Source organism: Pseudomonas purpurea (genome assembly GCF_039908635.1).
GTDB lineage: Bacteria > Pseudomonadota > Gammaproteobacteria > Pseudomonadales > Pseudomonadaceae > Aquipseudomonas > Aquipseudomonas purpurea.
The window spans coordinates 2,028,923-2,055,102 of sequence record NZ_CP150918.1; the positions used below are offsets into that span (position 1 = coordinate 2,028,923).

26 protein-coding genes are annotated in these 26,180 nt (G+C 60.1%); 14 read left to right on the forward strand and 12 right to left on the reverse strand.

Going from position 1 to position 26,180, the window contains the following annotated elements; genetic code table 11:
• Positions 1-148: 148 nt before the first annotated feature.
• Positions 149-502, reverse strand: a complete 354-nt coding sequence (gene osmE / locus AABM54_RS09160; protein WP_347904969.1) for an osmotically-inducible lipoprotein OsmE — start codon at positions 500-502, stop codon at positions 149-151.
• Positions 503-927: 425 nt separating this feature from the next.
• On the opposite strand from osmE, the gene AABM54_RS09165 reads away from it, so the two are divergent.
• Positions 928-1,263 (forward strand): hypothetical protein, encoded by a 336-nt coding sequence (locus AABM54_RS09165; RefSeq protein ID WP_347904971.1) that lies wholly within the window; start codon positions 928-930, stop codon positions 1,261-1,263.
• Positions 1,264-1,394: 131 nt separating this feature from the next.
• On the opposite strand, the gene AABM54_RS09170 is transcribed toward AABM54_RS09165, so the two are convergent.
• Both AABM54_RS09170 and AABM54_RS09175 read right to left on the reverse strand, forming a co-directional pair.
• On the reverse strand, positions 1,395-2,942 hold the full coding sequence (locus AABM54_RS09170; protein ID WP_347904973.1) for a sensor domain-containing diguanylate cyclase: 1,548 nt from the start codon (positions 2,940-2,942) through the stop codon (positions 1,395-1,397).
• Positions 2,943-3,076: 134 nt separating this feature from the next.
• Positions 3,077-3,328, reverse strand: a complete 252-nt coding sequence (locus AABM54_RS09175; RefSeq protein WP_347904974.1) for a hypothetical protein — start codon at positions 3,326-3,328, stop codon at positions 3,077-3,079.
• 235 nt (positions 3,329-3,563) lie between these two features.
• Between AABM54_RS09175 and AABM54_RS09180 the strand changes: the two genes are divergently transcribed.
• The 3 genes from AABM54_RS09180 to AABM54_RS09190 all read left to right on the forward strand — a co-directional run bounded on the left by AABM54_RS09180 (position 3,564) and on the right by AABM54_RS09190 (position 4,981).
• Positions 3,564-3,884, forward strand: a complete 321-nt coding sequence (locus AABM54_RS09180) for a YbjQ family protein (RefSeq protein ID WP_347904975.1) — start codon at positions 3,564-3,566, stop codon at positions 3,882-3,884.
• A 187-nt stretch (positions 3,885-4,071) separates the two neighbouring features.
• The gene (locus tag AABM54_RS09185) at positions 4,072-4,263 is read left to right on the forward strand and encodes a hypothetical protein (protein WP_347904976.1); all 192 of its coding nucleotides are present in this window, start codon (positions 4,072-4,074) and stop codon (positions 4,261-4,263) included.
• A 346-nt stretch (positions 4,264-4,609) separates the two neighbouring features.
• Positions 4,610-4,981, forward strand: a complete 372-nt coding sequence (locus AABM54_RS09190; protein ID WP_347904977.1) for a glycine zipper domain-containing protein — start codon at positions 4,610-4,612, stop codon at positions 4,979-4,981.
• A 174-nt stretch (positions 4,982-5,155) separates the two neighbouring features.
• Here the strand turns inward: AABM54_RS09190 and AABM54_RS09195 are convergent, their stop codons facing one another.
• Positions 5,156-5,482: a helix-turn-helix transcriptional regulator gene (locus tag AABM54_RS09195; RefSeq protein WP_347904979.1), complete on the reverse strand. Its 327-nt coding sequence runs from the start codon at positions 5,480-5,482 to the stop codon at positions 5,156-5,158.
• Entirely contained in the window at positions 5,463-5,717 is a 255-nt protein-coding gene (locus tag AABM54_RS09200) for a type II toxin-antitoxin system RelE/ParE family toxin (protein ID WP_347904981.1), read from the reverse strand. The genes AABM54_RS09195 and AABM54_RS09200 overlap by 20 nt, the downstream gene beginning before the upstream one ends.
• 254 nt (positions 5,718-5,971) lie before the next feature.
• Between AABM54_RS09200 and AABM54_RS09205 the strand changes: the two genes are divergently transcribed.
• The gene (locus AABM54_RS09205) at positions 5,972-6,664 is read left to right on the forward strand and encodes an HAD-IA family hydrolase (protein WP_347904982.1); all 693 of its coding nucleotides are present in this window, start codon (positions 5,972-5,974) and stop codon (positions 6,662-6,664) included.
• A 79-nt stretch (positions 6,665-6,743) separates the two neighbouring features.
• Here AABM54_RS09205 and AABM54_RS09210 read toward each other — a convergent pair whose 3' ends face one another.
• A complete protein-coding gene (locus AABM54_RS09210) occupies positions 6,744-7,490 on the reverse strand; it encodes a 3-oxoacyl-ACP reductase family protein (protein ID WP_347904984.1) in 747 nt (248 codons plus the stop codon).
• A 124-nt stretch (positions 7,491-7,614) separates the two neighbouring features.
• Here AABM54_RS09210 and AABM54_RS09215 point away from each other — a divergent pair, with 124 nt between their 5' ends.
• Positions 7,615-8,538: a LysR family transcriptional regulator gene (locus AABM54_RS09215; protein ID WP_347906156.1), complete on the forward strand. Its 924-nt coding sequence runs from the start codon at positions 7,615-7,617 to the stop codon at positions 8,536-8,538.
• Between the two features lie 9 nt (positions 8,539-8,547).
• Here AABM54_RS09215 and AABM54_RS09220 read toward each other — a convergent pair whose 3' ends face one another.
• Complete coding sequence (locus AABM54_RS09220; RefSeq protein ID WP_347904986.1) at positions 8,548-9,282, reverse strand: phosphoadenylyl-sulfate reductase; 735 nt, start codon at positions 9,280-9,282, stop codon at positions 8,548-8,550.
• A 161-nt stretch (positions 9,283-9,443) separates the two neighbouring features.
• Between AABM54_RS09220 and thrH the strand changes: the two genes are divergently transcribed.
• The gene (thrH, locus tag AABM54_RS09225; protein ID WP_347904988.1) at positions 9,444-10,061 is read left to right on the forward strand and encodes a bifunctional phosphoserine phosphatase/homoserine phosphotransferase ThrH; all 618 of its coding nucleotides are present in this window, start codon (positions 9,444-9,446) and stop codon (positions 10,059-10,061) included.
• Positions 10,062-10,105: 44 nt separating this feature from the next.
• On the opposite strand, the gene pabB is transcribed toward thrH, so the two are convergent.
• The 4 genes from pabB to AABM54_RS09245 all read right to left on the reverse strand — a co-directional run bounded on the left by pabB (position 10,106) and on the right by AABM54_RS09245 (position 14,732).
• Positions 10,106-11,449, reverse strand: a complete 1,344-nt coding sequence (gene pabB / locus AABM54_RS09230) for an aminodeoxychorismate synthase component I (protein ID WP_347904989.1) — start codon at positions 11,447-11,449, stop codon at positions 10,106-10,108.
• Positions 11,450-11,671: 222 nt separating this feature from the next.
• On the reverse strand, positions 11,672-12,658 hold the full coding sequence (locus AABM54_RS09235) for an alpha-L-glutamate ligase-like protein (RefSeq protein ID WP_347904991.1): 987 nt from the start codon (positions 12,656-12,658) through the stop codon (positions 11,672-11,674).
• Entirely contained in the window at positions 12,658-14,190 is a 1,533-nt protein-coding gene (locus AABM54_RS09240; RefSeq protein ID WP_347904993.1) for an inactive transglutaminase family protein, read from the reverse strand. Before AABM54_RS09240 ends, AABM54_RS09235 begins: the two co-directional genes overlap by 1 nt.
• Before the next feature lie 5 nt (positions 14,191-14,195).
• Positions 14,196-14,732: an ATP-dependent zinc protease gene (locus AABM54_RS09245; protein WP_347904994.1), complete on the reverse strand. Its 537-nt coding sequence runs from the start codon at positions 14,730-14,732 to the stop codon at positions 14,196-14,198.
• Positions 14,733-15,005: 273 nt separating this feature from the next.
• Here AABM54_RS09245 and AABM54_RS09250 point away from each other — a divergent pair, with 273 nt between their 5' ends.
• From AABM54_RS09250 to prpD, 6 genes are all read left to right on the forward strand, one after another.
• Positions 15,006-15,725 (forward strand): GntR family transcriptional regulator, encoded by a 720-nt coding sequence (locus tag AABM54_RS09250; protein ID WP_347906157.1) that lies wholly within the window; start codon positions 15,006-15,008, stop codon positions 15,723-15,725.
• Positions 15,722-16,615, forward strand: a complete 894-nt coding sequence (prpB, locus tag AABM54_RS09255; RefSeq protein WP_347904995.1) for a methylisocitrate lyase — start codon at positions 15,722-15,724, stop codon at positions 16,613-16,615. Before AABM54_RS09250 ends, prpB begins: the two co-directional genes overlap by 4 nt.
• A gap of 67 nt (positions 16,616-16,682) precedes the next feature.
• Positions 16,683-17,810 (forward strand): 2-methylcitrate synthase, encoded by a 1,128-nt coding sequence (prpC, locus tag AABM54_RS09260; RefSeq protein WP_347904997.1) that lies wholly within the window; start codon positions 16,683-16,685, stop codon positions 17,808-17,810.
• A gap of 205 nt (positions 17,811-18,015) precedes the next feature.
• Positions 18,016-20,610 (forward strand): Fe/S-dependent 2-methylisocitrate dehydratase AcnD, encoded by a 2,595-nt coding sequence (gene acnD, locus AABM54_RS09265; protein WP_347904999.1) that lies wholly within the window; start codon positions 18,016-18,018, stop codon positions 20,608-20,610.
• Positions 20,611-20,663: 53 nt separating this feature from the next.
• Positions 20,664-21,854 carry a 2-methylaconitate cis-trans isomerase PrpF gene (prpF, locus tag AABM54_RS09270; RefSeq protein WP_347905001.1) on the forward strand — a complete coding sequence of 397 codons (1,191 nt, stop codon included), beginning with the start codon at positions 20,664-20,666 and terminating at the stop codon, positions 21,852-21,854.
• A 212-nt stretch (positions 21,855-22,066) separates the two neighbouring features.
• Entirely contained in the window at positions 22,067-23,551 is a 1,485-nt protein-coding gene (prpD, locus tag AABM54_RS09275) for a 2-methylcitrate dehydratase (RefSeq protein ID WP_347905002.1), read from the forward strand.
• 135 nt (positions 23,552-23,686) lie between these two features.
• On the opposite strand, the gene AABM54_RS09280 is transcribed toward prpD, so the two are convergent.
• Positions 23,687-24,574, reverse strand: coding sequence for an EamA family transporter (locus AABM54_RS09280; protein WP_347906158.1), 888 nt, complete (start codon positions 24,572-24,574; stop codon positions 23,687-23,689).
• Between the two features lie 144 nt (positions 24,575-24,718).
• Between AABM54_RS09280 and AABM54_RS09285 the strand changes: the two genes are divergently transcribed.
• The gene (locus AABM54_RS09285) at positions 24,719-26,137 is read left to right on the forward strand and encodes a PLP-dependent aminotransferase family protein (RefSeq protein ID WP_347905004.1); all 1,419 of its coding nucleotides are present in this window, start codon (positions 24,719-24,721) and stop codon (positions 26,135-26,137) included.
• Positions 26,138-26,180 lie beyond the last annotated feature (43 nt).

The following is a 26,180-nucleotide window of genomic DNA, read 5'->3' on the forward strand; positions in this document are numbered from 1 at the left end:
TGTGCTAGGGTCTGTACGAAAAGTCGCCGAGTGGCGATCAGGCAAGGCAAAAACAGGCGAGGAAGCGGAGTTTACGGGTTGTAAATGAGCATTCCGAGCCTGTTTTTAACGCAGCATGATCGACACGCAGGCAGTTTTCGTACAGAGCCTAGTAACCGCCGCCACCCCCGCCGCTCGAAGGCTCCCTGGCCTTCTGTTGGATGCGACTCCATTCCGCGCAGGTCATGAAGCTTTTGTGATCCACTTTGCCATTGCCATCGAAGCTGACATTAAAGGTCTGCTTTTGCCCGGCCTGCGTGAGCATGTAGTCAAAGCAGGTGCCGAGTTCGACCGTGCGATCACTGATTGCCAGAGGTTTGCCGCCGATTTGTTGGACCTGATCCTTGCTCATGCCCGTCTCGACTTTTGCGACCAGCGGTTGGTCTCGATAGACCTGCGAGTTTGAGCTGCATCCAGTTAGTGCGCACAACATGGCGATCAGTGTAAATAGAGCGGTGCTCATGACTAGGCTCCCGTGAGTGAGTGTCGTGAAGAGACTCTTGGGTGCATCAATAGAATTAAAGTCGAGTTCGGCGGCACGCGCCGATTAATCTATGAGCCGTTGTGAGAGGTGTCGGCGTGTCCGGGGGGCGGGCAACAAAAAGCCCACGTTGAGTGGGCTGTTTGTTTGGGGCGCTGGTTCCGTCAGCGGTCTAGAGTGTGCTCCGCGGCCTCGGCGCAAGCAACGACGAGGCGACGAAACGCCGGGCCTGGATGCGGGGCTGACGAACGGAGAGGGAGTGACAGGCCGTTGAGCGCCAAGCTTTCTATTTTGCGGGGACGGCCGCTGATCATTCAGGCCGTTATAGGCTGAGTTGGTGTTGCGCTGATACTGGATTGCTGCCAATGGTCGCGTTACATTCCGTGTTTTCAGGGCAAGGAACAAATATGCGGATTTTGATCGGGACGCTTGCTGTTTTCATGCTGGCGGGGTGTTCTTTGCCAGCATCGCTGGTGCCGGGTGAGCCCAATGTCAGCAAGCTCACTGCCAAGGCGCCAAAGGAGTATGCCTTGTGTGTTCTGCCTGCCTGGCAGCGCGAGATTCCCAAGACGACTCAAGTCTCGATTACCAACGGGTACCGGATCACGGCGCCGGGCATCGTCACCTCCGATGAGGTCCTGGATATCGTGAAGTCGAAAAACGGCAGCCGGGTTTCGCTTTATCAGCGGGCACCATGGGCCAAGACAGGCGCCCTGAAGAAGTCAGTGAACGACTGTTTGTAGCTCATACATCCTGTATTGCGGCGAGTAATCAGCAGGGGGCCCAGGTGAAAGGCTCGATCCGCAGGCAGGGCAGACGCTCTTCTGTTCGCTGCGGATCATTTTGTAAACCGCCCCGCCAATCGGCAAGGTCATCAATTTGAAATGACGGTCCTGTTTCGTCCGCTGGTCTTGGCGATGTACAGCGCCTTGTCAGCGGCAATGACCAGGCTGTCGGGGGTATCAATATCCGCTCCCGGCGAAGCGCTCACGCCGAAGCTTGCGGTGACCTTGCCGAGGGGCGACAGGTTATGTTCCAGCTCGGCTTCTTCAAGTGTGCGGCGAATTTTTTCGGCCAGCAGAAAGGCCCCGACATAGTCCGTGTTGGTCAACACAACGGCAAACTCCTCTCCACCGTATCGAGCGGCCAGGTCGCCGGATCGATTGACGCAGTCTCGGATGATTGCGCCGACGGCCTTGAGGCAGCTATCACCTTTCACATGGCCGTAATGGTCGTTGTAGCTCTTGAACAAGTCGATGTCGATCATGATCAGGGCCACGCCATCGAGCTTGCGTTTTGCCCGACCGATTTCTGCCTCCAGGAACAGGTCGAACTGGCGTCGGTTGGACAGGCCCGTCAGGCCATCCTGCAAGGCCAGCAGCTCGAGGTTTTTATTGGCTTCGATGTAGCTTTTCTGAGAGTTCTGCAGTTCTCGTTGCACCTGGATTTGCAGGCTCATGGCCTTGATCAGGCGATAACCGAGAAAACTGAGAATGAGCAGCAGCGTGGCGGATATGACAAAACTGGCAAACGACTCTCTGCGCCAGTCGGTCAATATTTCGTTTCTGTCAAAAGCTGCGATCACAACCAGCGGGTAGCCCTGGATTCGACGAAAGCCGATCACCCGTTTTACCCCGTCAATAAATGATCTGATGGTCGCAGTCCCGAATTCGACGTCGGGAGTCAACAAGGCAAATACTTCGCCTTTTGCGATGTTCGTGCCGATATCCGTGTCACGGAAGGGGCGACGTACCAGGATCGTTCCATTGGTATTGATCAGGTTGATGATGCCATTGGTGCCCATGTCAACGCCGTTGTACAGGCCCAGGAAGTAGTTCAGGTAGAGGGTCGCAATCGTCACTCCGGCAAAGCTGCCATCGGGATGATTGATTCGACGCGATACGGTCATCACCCAATCATTGGTTGAGCGGCTACGTATCGAGGGCCCCAGGTAAGGTCCCGCATCGGGATGGTCGCGATGATAAATAAAGTAATCACGGTCCGAGTTGTTGGCGCCAGCAGGGATTATCCCGTTGGAGTTCAGTAGCCAGCGGCCCTGTTCGTCATAGATGAAAAAGCCATGTATTTGCGGCAGTCGCTTTTGTTGAACTTTGAGCAGCTCCCCCAGTTTTTTCAGGCTTTCTGGAGCTGCACCTTCGGTTTCCAGCCGATCCTTGACGCTGACGAGCACCGTGTCGGCCTGGGTTAGCGTGCCCTCTATATTGGAAGACAAGGTCCGGGCCAGGTTTGACATCTCGGTTTCTTTGTCATGGAGGTGATACTCCAGGGAGGTGAAAATCCCCCAGATGCTGACAACAATCAGTGACAGGCACACGGCGGCAATGAACAGAATGACGTGGCCCACTTTAAGCTTGGCGTCTGCCCACTCCGTGGCAAACAGCGACGATCCTTTGGTCAGCATTGAGTACCGGTCCTGGACTCGAATAATTGGGAATGAGCATAGTTGCTTTTCGGGGCCCGGAGCGTGTTTTGGCGGCAGTCGAGACAGGGTGGGCGCAAGCGGTATGGAGTGTTTTCAGAGGGGCCTGTTTTCAGTCACCGCTGTGATGCCAGGGGGGAGAAGTCGGGTCTGGCCGATGGATTTGGACTGCGCTGGCCGCTGGCCTGGATTTCACACACGAAGTGGTCACGTTGCCGGTTTTTGGCGGTGAGGTCCACGGTCAGCTGTTTCGCGGCCGAGGAGCACTGCTCATACGCGTCAGGTGCCTTCCAGTGCTCGATGAGGATCACCTGGCAGTCTGCGCGGGAGGCGTCGGTGCACAGATAAAGCAGCAAGAAGACGGTCATGAAACCTCCTGTCGGAATTTGCTCATGGCCATGACGGCTGGCTTAACCCGGATCGGAATATGACTAAGTATGGGCGTCCCTTCAGCTTCGGCCAGCCGCGTGGCGTTCATTACGTCAAAGGAAGGTGCCACCCGCGCCGCAGGGTCGTCGTTGTGCTGGTAACATCGCGTTTTTTCGTCAGCCAACTCCCAAGGATTCATGGCTGCCGATACCCAGCAACTGAAGGAATGTTTTCATGATTGTCACCACCACCCACGCCATCGAGGGTCGTCAGATCGCGGCCTACCTGGACATCGTCAGCGCCGAATCCGTGCAGGGCATCAACGTCGTTCGGGATGTGTTCGCCGGGATGCGGGACTTTTTCGGCGGACGTTCCCAGACCCTGGAGCGGGCATTGAAAGAGGCGCGGGCCCAGGCCACCGATGAGATCAAGGAGCGGGCGCGTGGCCTTCAGGCGGACGCTGTGGTGGGCCTGGATTTCGAGATCAGCATGCCTTCCGGCAAAGGCGGAATGGTCGTGGTGTTTGTGACCGGAACGGCGGTGAAGCTCAAGTAAGACTGACGGGTTAGCGTCTGTCAGAAGGGCGCGAGTGCTGCGTACATTCTGTAGGGCCATTCGTCGGGCCCTTTGATTTTGAATGATCGGTCTGGGAATGACCGGCTAGTCTCAAAAGCCTTGAGGGGCGGTATTTTCCAGGTAATCCATTGTTTGCCGATGCCGCCCTGTTGGAAGGGGCCAAGAGATGAACAACCGATACATTGAAGATGACGGTGCGGAGTATCCGGTCAACAACTGTGTGCAGTGTGGTCAGACGGATTACGTTGCAGGGTTTGGTGAGACACCGACCAAGCCGGGGCAGGCCAGGTTGCCAGTGGTCGCCAAAACAACGGCCAAGCCGTTCATGCCCAAGGTCGCCGCTCCTGTCAGGAAGTAACCCTAAGGTCGATCAAACCCCGCCATTTAGCGCGGGGTTTTTTGTGCGTGTCGTTTGGCTGACAAGGGTGGCGAACGTTCCTGCACGGTGTGTGGGCTTTTGAACGGGAGTGATGGATTTTTTCACGCTTCTTTCACAAGTGCAGACGTAGTCTCAGCTCATCCGTTAGAAAGCAATTCCATTGGCCCGTCTCCCCAGCGGGCTTTTTTTTGCTCGCGATTAAACTCTTTGCGTAATTGCTGTCCAACAGTCGCGATCAGCGGTGTGGGCACACGTATTGGTTTATCCTTGCCGCGTTCAAGCACCCGATTTCTTACTGTTCAGTACTCCTTTTGAGGTTCATGTCATGCGTTTAACTCTGCCTGCTCTGGTTCTGGGGCTTCTGGTCGCTCAAGGTGCAATGGCTGCCGGTGATGGCACCGCAGCATTGGGCGGTGGCCTGGGTGGTGCGCTGGGTAATGTGGTCGGTCAGAAAATGGGCGGCAGCACAGGCGCGGCGATTGGTGCTGGCGTTGCGGGCGCGGCGGGCAGTGCAGTAGCGGCGCGCAAGGGCAGCCGAACCAAAGCGGCCATCGGTGGTGGTGTCGGCGCGGCCGGTGGCTCCGTGATTGGCAACTCGCTGGGCGGCAAGACCGGCGCCACCATCGGCGCAGGCCTGGGCGGCGCAGCGGGCGGCGCGGTAGGCAGCAGCATGGGCAAGAAGCACAAGGGGCACTGATCCCGACGGTTGACACAAAAGCCCGGCTCACTGCTGGGCTTTTGCATTCCGGATCACCCAACCCCTGGCACCCCATGCTAGTGCGCTAGTTGAGTGGCGGGCTGACGGAGAGACTCAAACTCTAACCCCTTGCCACACTGGAGCCTGAATCCAGTGTGTCCAATGACACGCAAATCACAACTCCAACTGATCGGACCTGATCCCAAAGGCCAGTGCAATTTTCTCCCGAGTCGCCCGGCGTGGTTTGTTTACCGCTTCTTGCTGAGCAAAGGCCGGTTGTGAAATCCCCATGCGTTTCGCCACTTCTTCCTGAGTCAGGTTCAAATGTTCACGCCAGGCGCGGATCGGCGTGGCACCGTCGACCATGCGACTGACCACTGCGTGCGGGATCAGGTCGCGGTCACCGTGTTCAGCGAGATATTGCTCATAGGGAATCACCACGAACGCTGGTTTGCCGTCCGGGCCATTGATGATTTGTACGTCAGTAGGTACGTTCGTCACGTTTCTTGACCTCTTGAATGCTGATGACCTGGATCGAACCGTTCCAATCGAACAGGACTCGGTAGTTACCGACCCGTAGGCGATACCCGTAATCGTGGAGGCTCAGCGCCTTGACGTTGATCACGTCGGGCATGCGTTCCAGGCAGGTCACGGCATCGCGAATCTGAGTCCGGTGCAGGGCGTGTACTCTGAGCAGTTGCTTGACCGCTTTTCGGGTCCAGTAGATTTCATTCATGGATGTTAATAAGCTTTCCATAAGGTATGCAATTAAATTCTTATGTATTAATAAGTCTTTATTGGCGCTTTCCATGCGCCTCCCTCACAAACCCTAGGTCTGCAACCTAACCGCCGTGCTCGCAAACAGTTGCTGGATGTGAACCGCTCTCGTTATTCTGCTGAACCCTTTCTTTGATCCTGGGTGATCGAACAAGGCACTGGCCGTACCTGAGCCGCTTCCCGGAATGTAGTGTTGATAACGGATCAGATGCGATGAATGCACAGCTCGACTTCGGCCCGATCAAGGCCGTGATTTTCGATATGGATGGTTTGTTGCTCGACACGGAGGGCATTTACACCGAGGTCACGTCGATCATTGCCCAGCGCTATGGCCGAACCTTCGACTGGAGCGTCAAGCAGAACATCATCGGCCGTGGCGCGGCGGACCTGGCGCGCTACATTGTCGAAGCGCTGGACCTGCCGATCACTGCCGAGGAGTTCCTGGTGGTTCGCGAGCCCTTGATGCGCGAGCGCTTTCCCCGTGCGCTGGCGATGCCGGGCGCCGAGGCGTTGGTGCGCCACCTCAAGGCCAACAACATTCCGATTGCCGTGGGCACCAGTTCGTCACGCGAGTCGTTCGGCCAGAAAACCACCCTGCATGGCGAGTGGTTTGCGCTGTTTGACACCATCGTCACGGCCGACGACCCGCAAGTAGGTGCTGCCAAACCGGCGCCGGACATTTTCCTGGTGGCGGCGCAACGTCTGGGCGTGGCGCCTGAGGACTGTCTGGTGTTCGAGGACTCACCGTTCGGCGTCACTGCGGCGAAAGCGGCGGGGATGACCGCGATTGCGGTGCCTGATGCGGCGATGGCCGATGAAAAATATGCACATGCCGATGGAATCCTTCGCTCGTTGAAGGCGTTCCAGCCAGGTGCGTGCGGTCTGCCGGTGCTGGAGCTGGCGTAACCCGTCACCCGTCCAGCCCCACACAAAAACGCCGGGCAACCTGATCAAAGGTTGCCCGGCGTTTTTGTGTGGCCAGTGATCAGGCGCCAAAGCCACCGTCGATGGTCAGGCTGGCGCCGGTGATGTAACCGGCTTCCGGCCCGGCGAGGTAGGCCACGAAACTGGCGATTTCTTCGACCTTGCCGTAACGGCCGATCGCCATGTAGCCCATCAGGGTTTCGGCAAAGTCGCTGTCGGCCGGGTTCATGTCGGTGTCCACCGGGCCGGGTTGGACGTTGTTGATGGTGATGCCCCGTGGGCCGAGGTCGCGGGCCAGGCCTTTGGTCAGGCCCACCAGCGCGGCTTTGCTCATGGCGTACGGACCGCCGCCGGCGAAGGGCATGCGGTCGGCGTTGGTGCTGCCGATGTTGATGATCCGACCGCCCTCGGTCATGTGTCTGGCCGCTTCCTGAGTGGCGATGAACACACTGCGTACGTTGATTGCCAGTGTTTGGTCGAAGTCTTCCAGTGTGAAGTCTTCCAAGGGGGCGACGGCCAGCACGCCGGCGTTATTGACCAGGATATCGAGCCGGCCAAAGGCTTCGACGGTGCTTGCGACAGCGTTACGGATGGCCACGGCGTCGGCACTGTCGGCCTTGATCGCCAGGGCCTTGCCGCCGCTGGCAGTGATGCTGTATTGCAGTGCTTCAGCCTTGATGGTGGAACTGACGTAGGTGAAGGCAACCGCCGCGCCCTGGGCTGCCAGGCGTTTGACGATGGCGGCGCCAATGCCGCGTGAGCCGCCCTGAACGAGCGCTACTTTGCCGCTGAGGTTTTGCGTGGTCATGCTGTTCTCCAGGTGTGCAAGGCAGGCCGCCTTGGGGTTGGAGTCGAGTATCGACCTCGGATTACCGGCTGAGTAGAGGGTGATTGCTATAGTCTGTGTAAACCAGAAGTTGATAGTGGCGACGATGGAAACCTTCAGCAGTATCGAATGTTTTGTGCGCAGCGCCGAGGTCGGCAGCTTCGCCGAGGCGGCGCGCCGTCTGAGTCTGACTCCCGCAGCGGTGGGCAAAAGTGTCGCCAAACTGGAAGCGCGGTTGGGTGTGCGACTGTTCCAGCGCAGCACGCGCAGCCTGGCACTGACCGAGGCCGGTCAGCTGTTTCTGAGCGAAGTCAGCGCCAGCCTGCACACGATCCAGAACGCGGTGGCCAATCTGGCCAGTGCCGAAGGGCAACCTGCCGGTACGCTCAAAGTCAGCATGGGCACGGTGTTCGGGCGGCTGTATGTGGTGCCGTTGCTGGGGGAGTTCTTGCGGCGTTTTCCGGCAATCAACCCGGATTGGCATTTCGATAACCGCCAGGTCGACCTGATCGGCCAAGGATTCGATGCGGCGATTGGCGGTGGTTTTGAGTTGCCCCAAGGGGTGGTGGCGCGCAAATTGACGCCGGCCCATCGTGTGCTGGTGGCGTCGGCCGAGTACCTGGCGCAGCGCGAGGCGATTCTGACGCCGGATGACCTGCGTCACTGCGACGGCATCCTGATCCGCTCACCGCAAACCGGCCGTGTGCGTTCCTGGCAGTTGACGAGTCTTCGTCAGGAGCACAGCCCTTTGAACCTCAAGGCGCGGATGACCATGAGTGATTCCGAAGCCGCTTGCGCTACGGCGGCGCAAGGCCTGGGCATCGCGCTGGTGAGTATGCCGTTCGCCGTCAGCTACCTGAAGGCCGGCACATTGCAGCGCGTGTTGCCGGACTGGTACGTCGACGACGGCAACATTTCGATTTATTACGCCGAGCACAAGCTGCTGCCCGGCAAGACCCGGGCTTTCGTCGACTTCATCATCGAGCAATTTGCCGAGCAGCAGTGGGCGCAGCGTTTCAGCGCGGTATGAGCGGGGGCATCAGCCTTTGCTGATGATGTTCCCGGCATGCAGCCCGCATTCTTTCTGCGTGGCTTCTTCCCACCACCAGCGGCCTTCGCGTTCGTGCTGGTTCGGCAGTACAGGGCGGGTGCAGGGTTCGCAACCGATGCTGATGAAGCCGCGTTCGTGCAGGCTGTTGTATGGCAACTCCAACATGCGGATGTAGCCCCAGATCTCTTCACTGGTCATTTGTGCCAGCGGGTTGAACTTGTACAGCGGGCGCTCGGGCGTCGAGAACGCGCCGTCGATTTCCAGCACGGCAACCTGGCTGCGGGTGCCCGGGCTCTGGTCGCGGCGCTGGCCGGTCGCCCAGGCGCGGACGGTGGAGAGTTTGCGGCGCAGCGGTTCGATCTTGCGAATCGCGCAGCATTCGCCGTGGCCATCCTTATAGAAGCTGAACAGGCCCTTTTCCTTGACGAACGGTTCGAGTTTGCTTTGGTCCGGCGAGACCAGTTCGATCTGGATCTTGTAGTGCTCGCGCACCTGTTCGATGAAGCGATAGGTTTCCGGGTGCAGGCGTCCGGTGTCGAGGCTGAAGACTTTGACGTTCTTGTTGAGCTTCCAGGCCATGTCCACCAGCACCACGTCTTCAGCGCCGCTGAAGGAAATCCACAAGTCGTCGCCGAACTCGGCAAAGGCCAGTTTGAGAATGTCCTGGGCGGATTGGGTGGCATAGGTCGCGGCGAGTTCAGCGACGTTGAACGATGGGCTCATCAGGGCGGTTTCCTACAGGTCGGTGGCGCTGGGCGCTCTATATATGGCAGATGGTAACAAAATCCTGCGGCGGCTGGCGCGCTCCTCTGCGTTGCGCTACCCGGTATGACTCGCTAGAGTTCGGCAGTCCTTTATTCGAACAATATCAATAGGAGCGTCGTGTGGAGATTGCCTGCCTCGATCTGGAAGGGGTGCTGGTCCCGGAAATCTGGATCGCCTTTGCTGATAAAACCGGGATTGAATCCCTCAGGGCTACAACCCGCGAGATTCCCGATTACGACGTGCTGATGAAACAGCGCCTGCGCATTCTCGACGAGCAGGGTCTCAAGCTTGGCGACATCCAGGAAGTGATCGCCACGCTCAAGCCGCTGGACGGCGCTGTCGAGTTCGTCAACTGGCTGCGTGAACGCTTTCAGGTGGTGATCCTATCGGACACGTTCTATGAGTTTTCCCAGCCGCTGATGCGTCAGTTGGGGTTCCCGACTTTGTTGTGCCATCGGCTGGTGACGGACGAGACGGGGCGGGTGACGGGTTATCAACTGCGTCAGAAGGACCCCAAGCGCCAGTCGGTGCTGGCGTTCAAGAGCCTCTACTATCGGGTGATCGCGGCCGGTGATTCGTACAACGACACCAGCATGCTGGGCGAGGCTGATGTCGGGATTCTGTTCCACGCGCCGGACAACGTGATCCGTGAGTTCCCGCAGTTCCCGGCAGTGCACGACTTTGCCGAGCTGAAACAGGAATTCCTCAAGGCGTCGAACCGCGATTTGAGCGTGTAAACCCAATCCTGTGGCGAGGGAGCAAGCTCCCTCGCCACAAAAAGCTAGAGGTTCTGAAGGGTTTCGAGCAGCACCTTCACCTTGGTGATGGATTCCTGGTACTCGGACTGCCATTCAGAATCGGCGACGATCCCGCCACCGCCCCAGCAGCAGACTTGTCCATCCTTGACCAGCAGGCTGCGGATGGCGATCGAGCTGTCCATTTCCCCGCGTACGTCCAAATACAGCAACGAGCCACAGTACAAGCCACGGCGTGTCGGCTCCAGTTCGTCGATGATCTGCATGGCGCGGATTTTCGGCGCGCCGGTGATCGAGCCGCCGGGGAAGCTGCCGGCGATCAGGTCCAGGGCGTCCTTGTCGTCAGCCAGCTCGCCGGTCACGCTGCTCACCAGGTGGTGCACGTTCGGGTAGCTTTCCAGGCTGAACAGTTCGGGCACTTTCACTGAGCCGATCCGGCATGTACGGCCCATGTCGTTGCGCAGCAAGTCGACGATCATCAGGTTTTCCGCCCGATCCTTGGGGCTGGCCAACAGCTCGGCGGCGTTGGCGGCGTCTTCGGCAGCATCGCGGCCGCGAGGGCGGGTGCCTTTGATCGGGCGGGTTTCGACGTGGCCATCGCTGACCTTGACGAAGCGCTCTGGCGACAGGCTCAGCACCGCGCCGCCGTCAGGCAGGTTCTGGAAACCGGAGAACGGCGTCGGGCATGCCGCCCGCAACGCGCAATAGGCCGTCCATGGATCGCCTTGGCATTCGGCGCGAAAGCGCTGCGCGAAGTTGACTTGATAGCAGTCGCCGGCCTGGATGTACTGCTGAATGCGCTCCAGCGCGCGCTGATAGTCGCTGGCGCTGAGGTCGGCACGCATGGGGCCGTTGAGCGTGAAGGCTTCAGGCGCGACCGATGCCGGATGGCTGAACACTTCGATCAGGCGCCCACGCTCGTGTTCGGCCACGCTCGGATGGAACACCAGTTGGCTGGTGCCGTTCTGGTGATCGCTGACCAGCGCCCAGTCGTACAGCCCAAAACGCGCGTCGGGCAGGTGCAGATCATCGCGGGCCTGGGTGGGCAGGGCCTCCAGATGGCGGCCGAAGTCGTAACTGAGGTAGCCGATCAAGCCGCCGACAAAGGGTAACTCGTAGGGAGCTGGCAGCCTTGCCGTGCCCAATCGAGCGAGGTTGTCCCGCAGGCGTTGCAGGAACTCTTTGCCATTTTCGTCGGGCGCCACCGCCAGCGTAGCCAGCGGCCAGGCACTGAGCAGGTCATAGCGCCCCCGCTCGGCAGTGGGCCGGCCGCTGTCGAGCAGCACTGCGCCCGGGGCGTGACGGATCGCCGCGAAGTATTCGGCGGGATTGGCGTGGTAAGGCAGCGGGTGTACAGAGCAAGTCAACATGGGCGGTAAGTATCATCCTTGAGACGGGGTGGCGATTGTAGTTCCCCACAGGATCGGCTCCTAGAGGGGGCGGCGGCGAATGGCGGATTAGCGGCAGAGCCAATGGCATGACTGCTGGAGATGGCGCCATCGCGGGCGAACCTTACCCCGTCACAAGGGTGGCGTGGCCGAAGCGTCACGTGGGGGCGAGGTGTGTTCATGAGGGGGGTGACTCGTCCTGAGTCAGCCCTCGACCGCTGGAATATGCCCGAACAGCTCTTGGGCAAACTCGACGCGTTCTTGCGGGGTTTCCTTGATGCCTCTGGCCTTAAGCTCTTCCAGCCGGGCTTCAACGGCGTGGGTGCGCAGGGTCAGGCCACAATCGTTGGCGATCTGAATGTTCAACCCCGGTCGGGCGTTGAGCTCCAGAATCAGCGGGCCCTTGTCCTGGTCAAGCACCATGTCCACACCGATGTAACCCAGGCCGCACAGCTCATAGCAGCCAGCGGCGAGCTTCATGAAACCGTCCCAGTAGGGCAGTTGCACACCGTCCACCGCGTTGGTGGTATCCGGGTGTTTGCTGATGAAGTTGTTCAGCCAGGTGCCACGCAGGGTCAGGCCGGTCGCGAGGTCGACCCCCACGCCGATGGCGCCCTGGTGCAGGTTGGCCTTGCCGCTCGACTGACGGGTCGGCAAGCGCAACATGGCCATGACCGGGTAGCCCATCAGCACGATGATGCGGATATCCGGCACGCCTTCGTAACTGATGCTTTTGAAAATCTGGTCCGGGGTCACCCGGTACTCGATCAGGGCGCGGTCGCGGTGACCGCCCAGCGAATACAGGCCAGTGAGGATGCTGGAAATCTGATGTTCAAGCTCCTCATGGCTCAGGATTTTCCCCGACACTGTGCGATAGCGGCCTTCGAAGCGGTCGGCGATCACCACAATGCCGTCACCGCCCGCGCCCTGGGCCGGCTTGATCACGAAGTCGTTGCGCCCGCCAATGATCTGGTCGAGCTTGTCGATTTCCTTCTCGGTGGAAATCACCCCATACATTTCCGGTACGTGGATGCCGGCCTTGATCGCCCGTTCCTTGGTGATGATCTTGTCATCGACAATCGGGTACAGGCTGCGCTTGTTGTACTTGAGCACGTAGTCGGCGTTACGCCGGTTGATGCCCATGACGCCCTTGGCCTCCAGCGCCTTCCAGGTCTTCCATAAACCGAACATTACGAGTCAGCCTTCACGAAGGCTTTGAAACGCATCAGCTCGGTCAGGCGGTAGCCGCGATAGCGACCCATGGCCAGCATGAAGCCCACCAGAATCAGCAGCACCGCCGGGAAGGTGAACACGAAGTAGATCAGTTCCGGCACGCTCATGATCAGGTGTGCCAGGGAGGCGGCGAACAGCGTGCCGATGGCGACCTTCAAGGCATGGCCCGAGCCACGTTCTTCCCAGGTGATCGACAGGCGTTCGATGGTCATGGTCAGAATCACCATCGGGAACAGCGCCACCGACAAGCCGCGCTCCAGGCCCAGTTTGTGGCTGAACAGGCTGATGGCCGCAATCAGCACCACCACGAAGGTTAGCACCACCGACAGGCGGGGCAGCATTTGCAGCTTCAGGTGTTCAAGGTAGGAGCGCAATGACAGCCCCAGCGCGGTGATCACCGTAAACAGCGCGATGCCGAAGCCCAGTTGGGTTTCGCGGAAGGCCAGGGCGATCAGCACTGGCGTAAAGGTGCCCAGCGTCTGCAGGCCTATCAGGTTGCGCAGGATCAGGATCACCAGCACGCCGATCGGGATCATCACCATGATCATGAAGGTTTGCTGGGTTTCCAGCGGCAAGCCGTACAGCGAGTATTCGAGGAAGTTGGCGTCGGTGTTTTCGTCGGTCAGCTTGGCCAGGCGAATGGCGTTCATTTCGCTGTTGTTGAGGCTGAACGTAACGTTGGCTTTCTTGCCGCCATCGACGGTGATCAGGTTGTCATCGCCGGTCCACCACAGCAGACGGTCGGTCGGCAGGCCCTGTTCGCCGGTTTCCGGGTTGAAGTACAGCCAGTCGGTGCCGTTGAAGCTGCGCAGCCACAGTTCCGGGGTTTGCGGCTGATCGGCAACCAGGCGAATGGTGTGGACCTTTTCCATCGGCACGTGGGCGATGGACAGCAGCAACTCGACGATTTTTGCCTTGTGCGCCGGCGACGGATCGCCCGCCAGGAGCATTTTGGCGTTGTCGTCGTTGGTGTTGTTGACCCGTTTGATGGCTTCGCTGATGAAGGTTTCAACGTCTGCCGAGTGCTGGCGAATCGGCGCGAGCAGGGCTTCGGCGGCGACTTTTTCCGGGCCTTCGACCGCGATGCTGTCGCGGAAGGTCGGGCCTTTGATCTTGGATTTCTCACCGGTGTAGCGCTTGGTCAGCACCAGGCGGTAATACAGCGTCTGATTGCCCTTGGCCCGGCGTGCCGACCAGGTGACCTTGCGGTTGCCGTCGACACGGTTGACGGCCACGCCGTAATTGTTGGAGATGAAGCTCTCGTTGAGGCTGACGTAGTCACGGCTCAGCGGTGGCACGAACATCTGGATCTTGACCGGGTCTTTGGCACTGGCGACGAACTCGACCTTGGCGTCGATGTTCCACAAGTCGTCGGTGGCGTCTTCGGTGACCGGAATGCCGAGCACGAAAATCTGATAGGCCGTGACTGAAATACCCAGCGCCACCAGGATGGCGATCAGGATTTTCAGATGAAGGGTAAGAGAGCGCATTGGAATTACTCTGCGGTATGAGCGTCGGTGGCGCAGGCGGGTTTGCCAGCAGCGTATTTAAGACTGGGGTCGACCAGCGCATCGAAGCGTTTCAGGGCTTCGGAGCCGATCAATAACGGGTATTGGAATGCACTTCGGTCGGTCAGGTTCACTTCGATGCTGCGCATCGCCGCGCCCATGCAAATCTCCAGTTCGATCACCGGACGGGCCGTGTACTTCTTGCCTTCCTCCGGATCGAAGTCGCCGGCGCGGCGCTTGATCTTGCTCACCCGCGCCAGAGGGCGTTCGATCGGGTGCGAATGCGCGGTGTCGATGGCCAGATAGAAGCGCACCCAGGACTCGCCGTTGCGTTTGAAACGCTTGATGTCACGGGCGCTGAGGGACGCGGTTTTGGCCCCGGTGTCGAGCTTGGCGGCAACTTCCAGGTCAATGCCGGCCAGTTGCGCGTATTCGTTGAGGCCGTACACGGTCTTTTCGCCCGCCATCGCGAGGCCCGGGAGGCAAAGTAGCCACAGCAGTAGGGGGAAGGGCTTGAGTCTCATAAATCCTGGCGCGTTGCCGTCCGTTCTTCAGTTCAAGGCACTGGCATCGCTGCGCAAGCTCCCTCGTAGGCCTGCCTTATAAAAGGTCTCAGGCAAATGCGGGCGGCATTCTAGCACGGTGGTTTTATGGCGCCAGCGCCGGGGGCGTCCTTTACTCAGGGTTTACCTACGACGGTTATTAGACGATTGTCGACAATAGCTATATTTCCTTTGACTGATGACGCGCTATTGGCTAATTTTTGCGGCATTGGCTTTCAAGGTGTCGACAATATGCTGGATCAACTCGATCCCCCGGTCCTGGCCCAGGACGATACGGAGACCCTCTCCGAGAACGTCTTCCGGCGCATCCAGGCGGCCATCGTCAAGGGCGAGATCGCCCCGGGCAGCAAGATTTCCGAGCCGGAACTGGCGCGTACCTACGGCATCAGTCGCGGGCCGTTGCGTGAGGCGATCCATCGCCTGGAAGGCCAGCGCTTGCTGGTTCGCGTTCCCCATGTCGGTGCCCGTGTGGTGTCGCTGAGTCACGCAGAACTGCTGGAACTCTACGAAATCCGCGAATCCCTGGAAGGCATGGCCTGCCGTCTGGCGGCCGAACGCATGACCACCGAAGAAATCGACGAACTGCGCCGGGTCCTCGAAACCCATGAGCGCGACGCCGCGTTTCAGGCGGGCGTCGGTTACTACCAGCAGGAAGGCGATTTCGACTTCCACTACCGGATCATCCAGGGCAGCGGCAACCGTACGCTGACGCAAATGCTCTGCGGCGAGCTCTATCAATTGGTGCGCATGTACCGCATCCAGTTCTCCGCCACGCCCAATCGGCCACGCCAGGCGTTCGCCGAGCACCACCGGATTCTCGATGCCATCGCCGACCGTGACGGTGAATTGGCCGAGTTGTTGATGCGTCGTCACATCGGCGCTTCAAAACGCAATATCGCCCGTCACTATCAGGACGGCGCCCATCAGACAGCCACTCCACGAGGTGAGTCATGAGTTCCAACAAGAGCACACCAGGCCAGCGTTTCCGCGATGCGGTTGCCAGCGAGCAACCTTTGCAGGTGGTCGGCGCGATCAACGCCAACCACGCGCTGCTGGCCAAGCGCGCCGGTTTCAAGGCTATTTATCTGTCCGGTGGCGGGGTCGCTGCCGGTTCTCTCGGCGTCCCGGACCTGGGCATTACCGGTCTGGATGACGTGTTGACCGACGTGCGCCGCATCACCGACGTCTGCGACCTGCCGTTGCTGGTGGACGTGGACACCGGCTTCGGTTCCTCGGCGTTCAACGTGGCGCGCACTGTCAAGTCGATGATCAAGTTCGGCGCGGCGGCGATTCACATCGAAGACCAGGTCGGCGCCAAGCGCTGCGGCCACCGTCCGAACAAAGAAATCGTGTCCCAACAGGAAATGGTCGACCGCATCAAGGCCGCCGTCGATGCGCGCACCGATGACAGCTTCGTGATCATGGCCCGTACCGACGCCCTGGCGGTGGAAGGCCTGGAGTCTGCGCTTGATCGCGCCGCAGCCTGCATCGAGGCCGGTGCCGACATGGTGTTCCCGGAAGCCATTACCGAGCTTGAGATGTACAAGCTGTTCGCCAGCCGCGTGAAAGCGCCGATCCTGGCCAACATCACCGAATTCGGCTCGACGCCGCTGTACACCGTCGAACAATTGAAAGCCGCCGATGTTTCGCTGGTGCTGTACCCGTTGTCGGCCTTCCGGGCGATGAACAAGGCTGCGGAAAACGTCTACACCGCGATCCGCCGCGACGGCACGCAACAGAATGTCATCGACACCATGCAGACTCGCATGGAACTGTACGACCGCATCGATTACCACACCTTCGAGCAGAAGCTCGATGCGTTGTTTGCCCAGAAGAAAAGCTGATCGGCAACCCCGGATCAGTCGTTTAGAAGTTGCCGATTCCCTAACAAATTCAAGATTGGAGAGAGCAATGGCCGAAGCAAAAGTATTGAGTGGCGCCGGGCTGCGTGGCCAGGTCGCCGGGCAAACCGCCTTGTCCACCGTGGGGCAAGAAGGCGCAGGCCTGACGTATCGTGGCTATGACGTTCGCGAACTGGCCGCCGAAGCACGTTTTGAAGAAGTGGCCTACCTGCTGCTGTACGGCACGCTGCCGAATCAGTCGCAACTGGCCAACTACATGGACAAACTGGGTCAGTTGCGGGACTTGCCGCAAGCGCTGAAAGAAGTGCTTGAGCGCATTCCTGCCGACGCCCACCCGATGGACGTGATGCGCACCGGTTGCTCGTTCCTGGGCAACCTGGAACCGGAGAAAAGCTTCGCCGAGCAGCACGATGCCACCGACCGGCTGCTGGCCGCGTTCCCGGCGATCATGTGCTACTGGTATCGCTTCAGCCACGAGGGCAAGCGCATCCACTGCGTGACCGACGAACCGTCCATTGGCGGGCATTTCCTGCACTTGCTGCATGACAAGAAGCCGAGCGAGTTGCACATCAAGGTCATGAACGTTTCGCTGATCCTCTACGCGGAACACGAGTTCAATGCATCGACCTTTACGGCCCGCGTATGCGCGTCGACGTTGTCCGACCTGTTTTCCTGTGTGACCGCCGCGATTGGCTCCCTGCGCGGCCCGCTGCACGGCGGTGCCAACGAAGCGGCGATGGAAATGATCGAGCGCTTCGCCTCGCCGGAGGACGCCATCAAGGGCACCCTCGGCATGCTGGCGCGCAAGGACAAGATCATGGGCTTCGGCCACGCGATCTACAAAGACAACGATCCGCGCAATGAAGTGATCAAGGGCTGGTCGAAAAAACTCGCCGACGAAGTGGGCGACAAGGTGTTGTTTCCGGTCTCGGAAGCCATCGACAAAACCATGTGGGAGCAGAAAAAACTGTTCCCCAACGCCGACTTCTACCATGCCTCGGCGTACCACTTCATGGGCATCCCGACCAAGCTGTTTACGCCGATTTTCGTCTGCTCGCGCCTGACCGGCTGGGCGGCGCATGTGTTCGAACAGCGTGCCAACAACCGCATCATCCGCCCGAGCGCCGAGTACATCGGCGTCGAACAGCGCAAGTTCGTGCCAATCGAACAACGCTGAATGGTGGCTGCTTAAACGCCGGTTACTGGATAAAACCCAGAACCCTGTGGGAGCGAGCTTGCTCGCGATAGCGGTGGGTCAGTCGACATCAATGTTGGGTGTGACTCAGTCATCGCGAGCAAGCTCGCTCCCACAGTGGTTGGGTGTTGCTTCAGTTCCGGCGCCAGGCCCCACCTTTTGTAATCACCGTGACCGAGTCCTGACGATGAACACTCAATTCCGTAAACCGCTCCCCGGCACTCAGCTGGACTATTACGACGTCCGTGAGGCGGTCGATGCCATCCAGGCCGGCGCCTACGACACGCTGCCGTACACCTCGCGCGTGCTGGCGGAAAACCTGGTGCGTCGCTGCGATCCGGCGACCCTTACCGATTCCCTGAAACAACTGATCGAGCGCAAGCGCGACCTCGACTTTCCGTGGTTCCCGGCCCGTGTGGTCTGCCACGACATTTTGGGCCAGACCGCGTTGGTGGACCTCGCCGGCCTGCGTGACGCCATCGCCCTGCAAGGCGGCGACCCGGCGCAAGTCAACCCGGTGGTGCCGACCCAGCTGATTGTCGATCACTCCCTGGCCGTGGAATGCGGCGGTTTCGACCCTGATGCGTTCACCAAGAACCGCGCCATCGAAGACCGTCGCAACGAGGACCGCTTCCACTTCATCGAGTGGACCAAGAAGGCCTTCAAGAACGTCGACGTGATCCCGCCGGGCAACGGGATCATGCACCAGATCAACCTGGAGAAAATGTCGCCGGTGATTCAGGTGCGCGATGGCGTGGCGTTCCCCGACACGTGCGTCGGCACTGACAGCCATACCCCGCACGTGGATGCCTTGGGCGTGATCGCCATTGGTGTCGGCGGCCTCGAAGCTGAAAGCGTGATGCTCGGCCGCGCCTCCTGGATGCGTCTTCCGGAAAGCGTCGGCGTCGAACTGACCGGCAAGCTGCAACCGGGCATCACTGCCACCGACATGGTGCTGGCGCTGACGGAGTTCCTGCGCCAGCAAAAAGTCGTCGGTGCCTGGCTGGAGTTCTTCGGTGAAGGTGCATCAAAACTGACCCTGGGCGACCGCGCGACCATTTCCAACATGGCCCCGGAATACGGCGCCACCGCTGCGATGTTCTACATCGACCGGCAGACCATCGACTACCTGAAACTCACTGGCCGCGAAGACCCGCAAGTGCAATTGGTCGAGTTGTACGCCAAGCAGTCCGGCCTGTGGGCCGACAGCCTGAAAAACGCCGAATACGAGCGTGGGCTGAGTTTCGATCTGTCCTCGGTGGTGCGCAACATGGCAGGGCCGAGCAACCCTCATGCGCGGGTGGCGACCACCGACCTCGCGGCCAAGGGCATTGCCGGTCAGTGGGACGATGTGCCGGGGCAAATGCCCGATGGCGCCGTGATCATTGCTGCCATCACCAGTTGCACCAACACCAGCAACCCGCGCAACGTCATCGCCGCCGGCCTGATGGCGCGCAACGCCAACAAACTGGGGCTGACCCGCAAGCCGTGGGTCAAGTCCTCGCTGGCGCCGGGTTCGAAAACCGTTGCGCTGTACCTCGATGAAGCCGGCCTGACCCAAGAGCTGGAGCAACTGGGCTTCGGCGTGGTGGCGTTTGCGTGCACTACTTGCAACGGCATGTCGGGCGCACTCGACCCGGCGATCCAGCAGGAAATCATCGACCGTGACTTGTACGCCACGGCCGTGCTGTCGGGTAATCGCAATTTCGACGGCCGTATCCACCCGTACGCCAAGCAGGCGTTCCTTGCATCGCCGCCGCTGGTGGTGGCTTATGCGATTGCCGGGACCATCCGTTTCGACATCGAGAAAGACGTGCTGGGCCTGACGGCTGACGGCAAGGAAATCCGCCTCAAGGACATCTGGCCAAGCGACGAGGAAATCGACGCGGTGGTCAAGGCGTCGGTCAAGCCGGAGCAGTTCCGCCAGGTCTACATCCCGATGTTCGCCATCCACGAAGACACCGGCCCGAAAGTCGAGCCGCTGTATGACTGGCGTGAAATGAGTACCTACATTCGCCGTCCGCCGTACTGGGAAGGTGCGCTGGCCGGGGCGCGTCCGCTTAAGGGCATGCGCCCGCTGGCGGTGCTGCCGGACAACATCACCACCGATCACCTGTCGCCGTCCAACGCCATCATGCTCGACAGCGCCGCAGGTGAATACCTGGCGAAAATGGGCCTGCCGGAAGAGGACTTCAACTCTTACGCGACCCACCGCGGGGATCACCTGACCGCGCAGCGTGCGACTTTCGCCAACCCGAAACTGTTCAACGAAATGGTCCTGGAAAACGGCAAGGTCAAGCAGGGTTCGCTCGCTCGCGTGGAGCCGGAAGGCCAGGTCAAGCGCATGTGGGAAGCCATCGAAACCTACATGGAGCGCAAGCAGCCGTTGATCATCATTGCCGGTGCCGACTACGGTCAGGGTTCCTCCCGTGACTGGGCGGCCAAGGGTGTGCGTCTGGCCGGTGTCGAGGCCATTGCCGCCGAAGGTTTCGAGCGTATCCACCGCACCAACCTGGTGGGCATGGGCGTGTTGCCGCTGGAGTTCAAACCGGGCACCGACCGCAAGACCCTGGGTATCGACGGCACTGAAACCTTTGACGTGGTGGGCGAGCGTACGCCGCGTACCACGCTGACCCTGGTGATCACCCGCAAAAATGGCGAACAACTGTCGGTGCCGGTCACTTGCCGCCTCGACACCGCCGAAGAAGTGTTGATTTACGAGGCGGGCGGCGTGTTGCAGCGTTTTGCCCAGGACTTCCTTGAATCGGCAGTTGCCGTCTAACGCGACTCGCCGCGCGGGATTTTAAGTCCCGCGCTGGCCAACTAAGGACCCCCATGGCCCACATACCTCAGATCAAGATTCCCTCGACCTACATGCGCGGCGGCACCAGCAAAGGCGTGTTCTTCAGCCTGCAGGATTTGCCTGAAGCGGCGCAGGTTCCAGGCCCGGCCCGCGATGCGCTGTTGTTGCGGGTGATCGGCAGCCCCGACCCGTATGAAAAGCAAATCGACGGCATGGGCGCTGCGACCTCCAGCACCAGCAAAACGGTGATCCTGTCCAAGAGCATCAAGGCTGACCACGACGTGGATTACCTGTTTGGCCAGGTCTCCATCGACAAGCCTTTTGTCGACTGGAGCGGCAACTGCGGCAACCTCTCGGCAGCGGTCGGTTCGTTTGCCATCAGCAGCGGGCTGGTCGATGCCGGTCGCATTCCGCACAACGGTGTGGCCGTGGTGCGTATCTGGCAGGCCAACATCGGCAAGACCATCATCGCCCACGTGCCGATCACCGACGGCGCGGTGCAGGAAACCGGTGATTTCGAACTCGACGGCGTGACCTTTCCGGCGGCCGAAGTGCAGCTCGAATTCATCAATCCGGCGGCGGAAGAAGAGGGCGCGGGCGGTTCGATGTTCCCCACCGGCAACCTGGTCGATGACCTGGAAGTGCCCGGTCTTGGCACTCTCAAGGTGACCATGATCAACGCCGGCATCCCGACGATTTTCGTCAACGCGCAGGCGATCGGCTACACCGGCACCGAGTTGCAGGGCGATATCAACAGCGACCCGAAAGCGCAGGCGATGTTCGAAACCATCCGGGCCCACGGTGCGTTGCGTATGGGGTTGATCACCAGCCTCGATGAAGCGGCCAAGCGTCAGCACACGCCGAAGGTGGCGTTCGTTGCGCGGCCGGCCGATTACATTTCCTCCAGCGGTAAACCGGTGGCGGCCAGCGACATCGACCTGCTGGTGCGAGCCATGTCCATGGGCAAGCTGCATCACGCGATGATGGGCACGGCGGCGGTGGCCATTGGCACGGCGGCAGCCATTAACGGCACGCTGGTCAACCTGGCGGCGGGTGGCAACCCACGCAGCGCGGTGCGCTTCGGGCACCCGTCGGGCACCTTGCGCGTCGGCGCCGAGGCCCATCAGGTCGACGGTGACTGGACCGTGACCAAAGCCATCATGAGCCGCAGTGCGCGGGTGCTGATGGAAGGCTGGGTGCGTGTGCCGGGGGATGCGTTTTGACACGGATTTGCAGGTAAACACCAACCCTGTGGGAGCGAGCTTGCTCGCGATGACGGACTGGCATCCAACATTGATGTCGACTGAAACACCGCTATTGCGAGCAAGCTCGCTCCCACAGTTCATTGCATTTCAATTATAAGAAAGCAGTACCCGACTGAGATTGATCCTGAACCGAGGTCCCATCAACGAACCACTGACAGAGTGAATCGAGCATGAGCGCCAACGTTGACCTGAACAACCGCCCTGACTACGACCGCGTCCTGCAAGACATTGCCGACTACGTCCTGAACTTCAGGATCGAATCCCCGGAGGCCCTCGACACGGCCCGCCATTGCCTGATGGACACCCTCGGCTGTGGCCTGCTGGCCTTGCGCTTCCCCGAATGCACCAAGCACCTTGGACCCATTGTCGAAGGCACGGTCGTTCCCTTTGGTGCTCGGGTTCCCGGCACAAGCTTTCGCCTCGACCCGGTGAAAGCCGCGTGGGACATTGGCTGCATCGTTCGCTGGCTCGACTACAACGACACCTGGCTCGCCGCCGAATGGGGGCATCCGTCCGACAACCTTGGCGGGATTCTGGCGGTGGCCGATCACCTGTCGCAAAAACGCGTGGCCAATGGCGAGGCGCCGCTGACCGTACGGGCGGTGCTGGACGGGATGATCATGGCGCACGAAATTCAGGGCGTGATTGCCCTGGAAAACTCGTTCAACCGGGTTGGCCTGGATCATGTGCTGCTGGTCAAGGTCGCCACGACCGCCGTCGCCGCAAAACTGATGGGTGCCAACCGCGAGCAGTTGCTGTCGGCGCTGTCCCACGCGTTTGTCGATGGCCAGGCACTGCGCACCTATCGGCACGCGCCGAACGCCGGTTCGCGTAAATCCTGGGCCGCGGGGGATGCGTCCAGTCGTGGTGTACGCCTGGCGGACATCGCCCTGCGTGGCGAAATGGGCATTCCCGGTGTGCTGACGGCCACACAGTGGGGCTTCTACGACGTGCTGTTCAGCCACACCAACAAGGATCTGGCGCTTAAGCCTGACGACAAGCGTGCTTTCAGCCTTTCGCAGCCATACGGCACTTACGTGATGGAAAACGTGCTGTTCAAGATCAGCTTCCCGGCCGAGTTCCACGCGCAAACCGCCTGCGAAGCTGCCGTGACGCTGCACCCGCAGGTGCGCAATCGCTTGCATGAAATCGACAAAATCGTCATCACCACCCACGAGTCGGCGATCCGCATCATCTCCAAGGTCGGGCGACTGGCCAACGCCGCCGACCGCGACCACTGCCTCCAGTACATGACCGCCGTGCCGCTGGCGTTCGGCAATCTGGTGGCCGAACAGTACGAAAACGAGTTTCACGCGGCGCACCCGATCATTGATGTGCTGCGCGAGAAAATGGTCATCGTCGAAGACCCGCGCTACACCCGCGAATACCTGGAGGCCGACAAGCGCTCGATTGCCAACGCGGTGCAGGTGTTCTTCAAAGACGGGACAAGCACCGAGCCAGTGGCGGTCGAGTACCCGATCGGCCATCGTCGCCGTCGCGCCGACGGCATCCCGTTGCTGGAAGACAAGTTCAAGGCCAACCTGGCCACCCGGTTTACCGCGCAGCGGTCAGCGCAGATTTTTGCCTTGTGCAAGGATCAGGCGAAGCTTGAGGCCACGCCGGTCAACCGATTCGTCGACCTTTTCGTGATCTAGCCAGACCGCACGATCGTTCTTCGTCGCGCCGCTAGCCTTGCTCCTGCAAGGGCGTGTAACCCGAGCACGGCTTGTCGGCGATGGCGATTTCACGAGCGCCATCGCCGGCAAACGGAACGCCGTCGGGCTCGGCTATCAGCCTTTAAGCCACTTCTCCAGGGGAAGCTTGGTGATCGCAAACCCCGTCAACAGCACCGCCGAGTAAGCCATCAACTCGGCTGAAATCGTTTGTCCTTCGTACCAGGCGCCGATGATCACCGCGAACACCGGAAAAATAATGAACACAAAGGACAGGATGATCGGGCTCAACCGTTTGAGCAGCATGAAATACACAATGAACCCGCCGACGGACGCGACCAGCCCCAAGTAGAGCAAGGCGCCCCAGGACCGCAGGCTGATGGTGTCGACCGCCGGTGCTTCGACCGCCAGCCCTGCACCCGCCAGCATCAGCCCGGCAATGCCGATGGGCAGGGTGTTGTAGGTGATAACGCTGATGGCGCGGCCTTGTTTCTTGGTCACCACGTAACACAGCGCATGCATGATCGCGGCGGCGAGAATCGCCAGCACGCCGAGCAATTCAGCGTGGTCCAAGTGCAACCCTTGGCTGCGGATGATCATGAACAGACTGCCAAAACCGATTGCGATACCGAGCACCTGTGAGGCGTAGATTTTTTCCCGTAGGAATACCGCAGAGAAAATCAGGATGAACACCGGCATGCAACTGAACAGCAACGCGGTCAGGCCGGACGAAACGTGCATCTCGCCGTAGTTCAGCAGGTAGTACGGCAGGCTGAAGTACGACAGCGTGACGAAAACGAAGAACCAGCGGCTTTCCCTGGGAAACAACAGCGGTTCCCGACGTAGCTTCGCAAACGTCAGGAACAGTGGAAAGGCAATCAGAAAGCGCAGGCCCGCAGCCGTCAGGGGCGGCACGCTTTCGACTGCAATCTTGATCCCGAGCCAGGTGGTGCCCCAACTCAGGCAAACGATGAGAAACAGTGCGCTGGTGATCAGGCCCGTCAGCCAGGGTTTGTGAGTCTTTTGCGCGGCATCGAGGGCAATGGATGCGGACATGGCCGAACTCCTTTCGTGAGCGGGAATTGACCTCTTTGATGAAAAGGCCTATCCCTGATTGAACCCGTTTTCAGCACGCTATTAGGGAAGATAATGGCTGTCAAAGTAAGTATTGCCATGGTGTCAATCCTGCGCACTGCGCTCAGGGACGGTTCGGGAATGAAGTACAAGCGTCTTGCCGACGCGGTCGAGCAGGGCATTCAAGACGGTTCGATCGAACCCGGCTGCAAGTTGCCGCCTCATCGACTGCTGGCCGACAGCCTGGGCGTTACCGTCGGCACCATCAGCCGCGCCTACGCCGAACTGGAGCGTGTAGGGCGGGTGGTGGCACGCGTAGGAGACGGCACTTATGTGCGTCAGCGCGGGATGGAACGCCCGCGTGACGGCGGTTTTCGCAATGTCAGCGATGAGCCACAGACTGGTTTTGACATGAGTCGGAACCAGCCGATTCCCGGGCAGGAGACGCTGTTCCTGAGTCAGAGCTTGCAAGCGTTGGCCTGTGATCCAGAGGCGTTGCAGGGGATCAGCGGTTATACCGTCGATGCCGGGTTGCTGCGTTATCGGGCTGCGGGGGCGCAGTGGCTGAGTCACAGGGAGTTTGCGCCGGGTGCGGAGCAGGTGATTTGCGTTAATGGCGGCCAGCACGGGTTGTTGTGTGCACTGATGGCATTGCTCAAGGCGGGCGATACGCTGGTGACCGAGCAATTGACGTATCCGGGGTTGATCAGCGCGACCCGCATGCTCGGGATAAAACTCATGGGGCTGGGGATGGATGACGAAGGATTGTTGCCTTCCACGCTGGATGAGGCCTGCCGCAATCACCGGGTAAGTGCGCTGTATTGCACGCCGACGATCCAGAATCCCACGGCGGCGGTGATGTCTGCGGCGCGGCGCGAGGCAATTGCTGAGGTCTGTCGAGCGCACAATCTGCTGATCCTGGAGGACGAAGCTCATGCTGTGCTGGCGCACGAGCGTCCGTTACCCCTGAGTTTTTTTGCCCCGGAGCGCACGATCCTGATTGGCAGCTTGAGCAAGACCGTCTCGGCCGGATTGCGCGTCGGTTATCTGCACGCGCCGCTACCCTTGGTCAGTCGCTTGTCGGCAGCCGTGCGGGGTACGTGCTGGATGGCCACGCCGTTGACACTGGAACTGGCCACTTCATGGATTGAACGCGGTGTCGCCGAGCAGTTGCTGGGGCAACAAAGAGTAGAAATCAGTCGCCGTAAAGCCTTGGTCGCCGGGTTACTCAACGGGCTTGCGTACAAAACCCACCCTAACAGCCCGCATTTCTGGATCGAAGTGCCCGACCCCTGGCGCGCGTCACAGATCGAGGCTGAGCTCAAACAGAACGGTTACCTGATCTCTACTGCCGAAGCGTTTGCTGTCGGGCACGCCGCGGTGCCGCAGTTTATTCGGGTGAGTGTCTGCAATACGTCTGGGGATGACAGGCTGCTGTGTGAAGGGTTTGAGGCGGTGGCGAAGGCGTTGGAGCAGCGAGGAGCTAGTTTGTGATTCATCCGCGCGGGTATTTGTGGCGAGGGGGCTTGCCCCCGCT